Below are 3,426 nucleotides of genomic sequence, written 5' to 3'. Positions count from 1 at the left end.
TCCCGCTCCCGCCGGCCAAGAGGCCGCCCGGACGGCCCGGACGGCCCGGATGTGGTGCATGCGTGGTGGCTGCCACCGTGCCGGGGAATCCGGGGACGTGCGCAGCGCGCGCGGACCGCGTACGGGGCAGGGCGGGGCGGCACCCGCGGCGCGGTCGCGTTGCCTCATCGGGCAGCCCTCGATGCGCGGCGGGGCGGCCGACCGCCCGTTCCCGGTGATCGCCGCAGTGGCGAGAATGACCCGCGTCCCACGGTCGAGCAGTGCGTCCAGGAGTGTGTCGAGGAGAGGCCTTATGCCGTCGTACCTGTCCCCCGGCGTCTACGTCGAAGAGGTCGAGTCCGGATCCCGGCCGATCGAAGGGGTGGGCACCTCGGTCGCCGCCTTCGTCGGCTTCGCGCAGAAGGGGCCGTTCGACGAGCCGACGCTGATCACCAACTGGAGCCAGTTCGTGGCCACGTTCGGCGACTTCGTCGACGGCGCCTACCTCGCGTCCGCCGTCTACGGCTTCTTCGCCAACGGCGGCGGCGTCTGCTTCATCGTGCGGGTCGACGACGGCACGGCGGGCGCGGCGGACGGTGAGCCGGGCGAGGGCGTCGGCGGTGAGGTCGGGGCGGCCGGGGAGGCCGGCGAACTGCCCGTCGGCGCCGAGGTCGCGGTCGGGCCCTACGCCGTGCGGCCCCGGCCGGGTGTGAGCGGGGAGATCAGCGTGGAGGTCGCCCCGGTGGAGGGCGACGATCCGCCCGCCGACGTCTTCCGGTTCCTCGTGAAGCGCGACGGCCAGGTCGTGGAGACGTACCCCTCCGTCACCACCAAGCGCAGCAAGGACAACGTCGCGACCCGCGTCAACGCCAAGTCCGGGCTGATCGAGGTACGGGAGTCGGGGCGCGGCGCCGCACCCGCCCCGCCCGCGCCGCAGACGGTGGTCCTCGCCCCGGCCGCCCCCGCCGCCGGCAGCTCCGGTGCGATGGCCCCCGAGGTGTACGTCGGCGACGCCGACCGCCGTACGGGGCTGGGCGGGCTGGAAGCGGTCGACGAGGTCACCATGATCGCCGTGCCCGACCTGATGAGCGCCTACGAACGCGGCCTGCTCGACCTGGAGTCGGTCATCGCCGTCCAGCAGGGGCTGATCTCCCACTGCGAGCTGATGGGCGACCGGGTGGCCATCCTCGACCCGCCGCCCGGTCTCACCCCGCAGCAGATCCGCGGCTGGCGCACCGGGCAGGCCAACTTCGACTCCAAGTACGCCACGCTCTACTACCCCTGGATCAGCGTCGCCGACCCCGCGTCCGGCCGCGCCACCCTCGTACCGCCCAGCGGGCACATCGCCGGGGTCTGGGCGCGCAACGACGATACGCGGGGCGTGCACAAGGCCCCCGCGAACGAGGTCGTCCGGGGAGCCGTCGCGCTGGCGACCCAGCTCACCAAGGGCGAGCACGACCTGCTCAACCCGATCGGGCTGAACTGCATCCGGTCCTTCCCCGGCCGGGGCATCCGGGTGTGGGGTGCCCGGACGCTGGCGTCCGACCCCGCCTGGCGGTACCTGAACGTCCGGCGGCTCTTCAACTACCTGGAGGAGTCGATCCTCGCCGGTACGCAATGGGTTGTCTTCGAGCCGAACGACGACGCCCTGTGGGCCCGTGTCCGGCGCACCGTCTCGGCGTTCCTCGTCAACGAGTGGCGCAAGGGTTCGCTGTTCGGGCTGACCCCCGAGGAGGCGTTCTACGTGAAGTGCGACCGCGAGACGAACCCGCCGGAGAGCATCGACGCGGGTCAGGTCATCTGCGAGATCGGGGTCGCCCCCGTCAAACCGGCCGAGTTCGTGGTGTTCCGGCTCTCCCAGCTGACCGGCGGCAGCGGTGGTGTCGACGAATGACCGGCCGCCGTACCCCGTTGGTCGCTGACAGCCCGTTCCTGAGTCCGGCGTGAGGAGTCTGCTGTGCCACTTCCCGATCTCGACAGTTCCGTCGGGCATTCCTTCGGCCTCGAATTCGACAGCGTCATCATCAAGCAGATCACCGAGGTCAGCGGTCTGAAGATGGAACAGGACGTCATCGAGCTGAAGCAGAACACCTTCGACGGCAAGTACGCCATCAAGAAGCTGCCCGGCCGCCCCAAGGCGGGTGAGGTCACCGTGACGCGCGGGCTCACCGAGGACAACAGCTTCGAGCGGTGGATCAAGGACTCGCGGTTCGGCCGCATGACGAACGCCCGCCGCAACGGCGCCGTCATCGTCTACGACTACGAGGGCCTGCCGATCAAGCGGTACAAGCTCATCAACGCCTGGCCGAAGTCCCTGGAGATCGGCACCCTGAAGGCCGGCGACACCTCGGTGCTGACCGAGAAGCTGGCGATCACCTACGAGGCCATGGAACTCGACTGATGCGCCGCTCGGTCCAGTTCCAGAGCCCGGAGCAGGTCGAGGCCGGGGCGGCCGGAGCGCGGGGCGGTTCCACGCGTCAGCAGGAGACGTTGCGAACGGAGTTCGGCTTCGAGCTGCCACGCGGTTACGTCGACGAGTCGGGGACCGTCCACCGCACGGGCGTGATGCGCCTCGCCACGGCACGGGACGAACTGGTCCCCCTGCGGGACGACCGGGTCAGGGAGAACTCCGCCTATCTGTCGGTGGTCCTCATCTCCCGGGTCGTGACGCGCATCGGCACGGTCGAGGACATCCACCCCGGTGTCATCGAGGATCTGTTCGCCTCCGACCTGGCCTTCCTCCAGGACTTCTACCGCCGGATCAACGCCGAGGGCCACACCCGCGCCGCCGTCACCTGTCCGTCCTGCGACGAGGAGTTCGCGGTGAATCTCGCCGGTGGCCGCCTGGGGGAATCGTGACGTACGCGGCCGACCTGCTCTACGAGGAGGTCGCGTACCTCGCCTACCACTTCCACTGGCCGCTGGACGACCTGCTGGACCTGGAACATCCGGAACGCCTGAAGTTCGTCGCGCAGGTCGCCCGCCTCAACGGGCACTAGCCGGCGGCCGGGCGGGACACACCGTGCGGGGGAGGACGAGGAGCTCATGGGGTTGATGTCCTGGCTGCGGAGCGGCCGTTCCGGCGATGGGGCCGCGCGCGCGCCTTCGCCCGCACCGGGCCTCGCGGTCGCCGATCGTGGCGAACGCGTCGATGTGAACCGGTTGGAGCCGCTCCAGCGGGTGGTGTCCGGACAGCGACTCACGGTGGGGCCCGCGGAGTTCGAGGCGTCACTCACCACCCGTCAGGACACGGCGCTCGGGACCCCGCTCGGACATCTGGTGAGCCCTGACGCCCCGGCCGGGCTGGTGCGGGGTATCGGTGCCGGTGCCGGTGCCGGTGTCGCGGAATCGGGCGCGTCGCCGTCGTCGCCCTCGCCGTCGTCGGTCGCTGCTCAGCGGTCCGTGGACATGCCGTTGCCGGGGGCGGTGACCCACTTCGGGCGGGCG

Annotated in this window: 5 protein-coding genes; all 5 read left to right on the top strand. The window is 70.9% G+C overall.

Going from position 1 to position 3,426, the window contains the following annotated elements:
* Positions 1 to 292: 292 nt before the first annotated feature.
* A complete protein-coding gene (locus HET64_RS37645; protein WP_215111727.1) occupies positions 293 to 1,873 on the top strand; it encodes a phage tail sheath subtilisin-like domain-containing protein in 1,581 nt (526 codons plus the stop codon).
* Positions 1,874 to 1,936: 63 nt separating this feature from the next.
* On the top strand, positions 1,937 to 2,380 hold the full coding sequence (locus HET64_RS37640) for a phage tail protein (protein WP_018960795.1): 444 nt from the start codon (positions 1,937 to 1,939) through the stop codon (positions 2,378 to 2,380).
* Positions 2,380 to 2,838: a hypothetical protein gene (locus HET64_RS37635; RefSeq protein WP_215111726.1), complete on the top strand. Its 459-nt coding sequence runs from the start codon at positions 2,380 to 2,382 to the stop codon at positions 2,836 to 2,838. Before HET64_RS37640 ends, HET64_RS37635 begins: the two co-directional genes overlap by 1 nt.
* Positions 2,835 to 2,978, top strand: coding sequence for a DUF6760 family protein (locus HET64_RS37630; RefSeq protein ID WP_007457431.1), 144 nt, complete (start codon positions 2,835 to 2,837; stop codon positions 2,976 to 2,978). Before HET64_RS37635 ends, HET64_RS37630 begins: the two co-directional genes overlap by 4 nt.
* A 46-nt stretch (positions 2,979 to 3,024) precedes the next feature.
* Positions 3,025 to 3,426, top strand: a 402-nt coding sequence (locus HET64_RS37625) for a hypothetical protein (RefSeq protein ID WP_215111725.1), incomplete at its 3' end; no start/stop codon positions are given.

Origin of the sequence: Streptomyces sp. McG3 (genome assembly GCF_018619185.1) — a bacterium.
Classification (GTDB): Bacteria; Actinomycetota; Actinomycetes; order Streptomycetales; family Streptomycetaceae; genus Streptomyces.
This window is presented reverse-complemented; position numbering and strand designations above follow the sequence as displayed.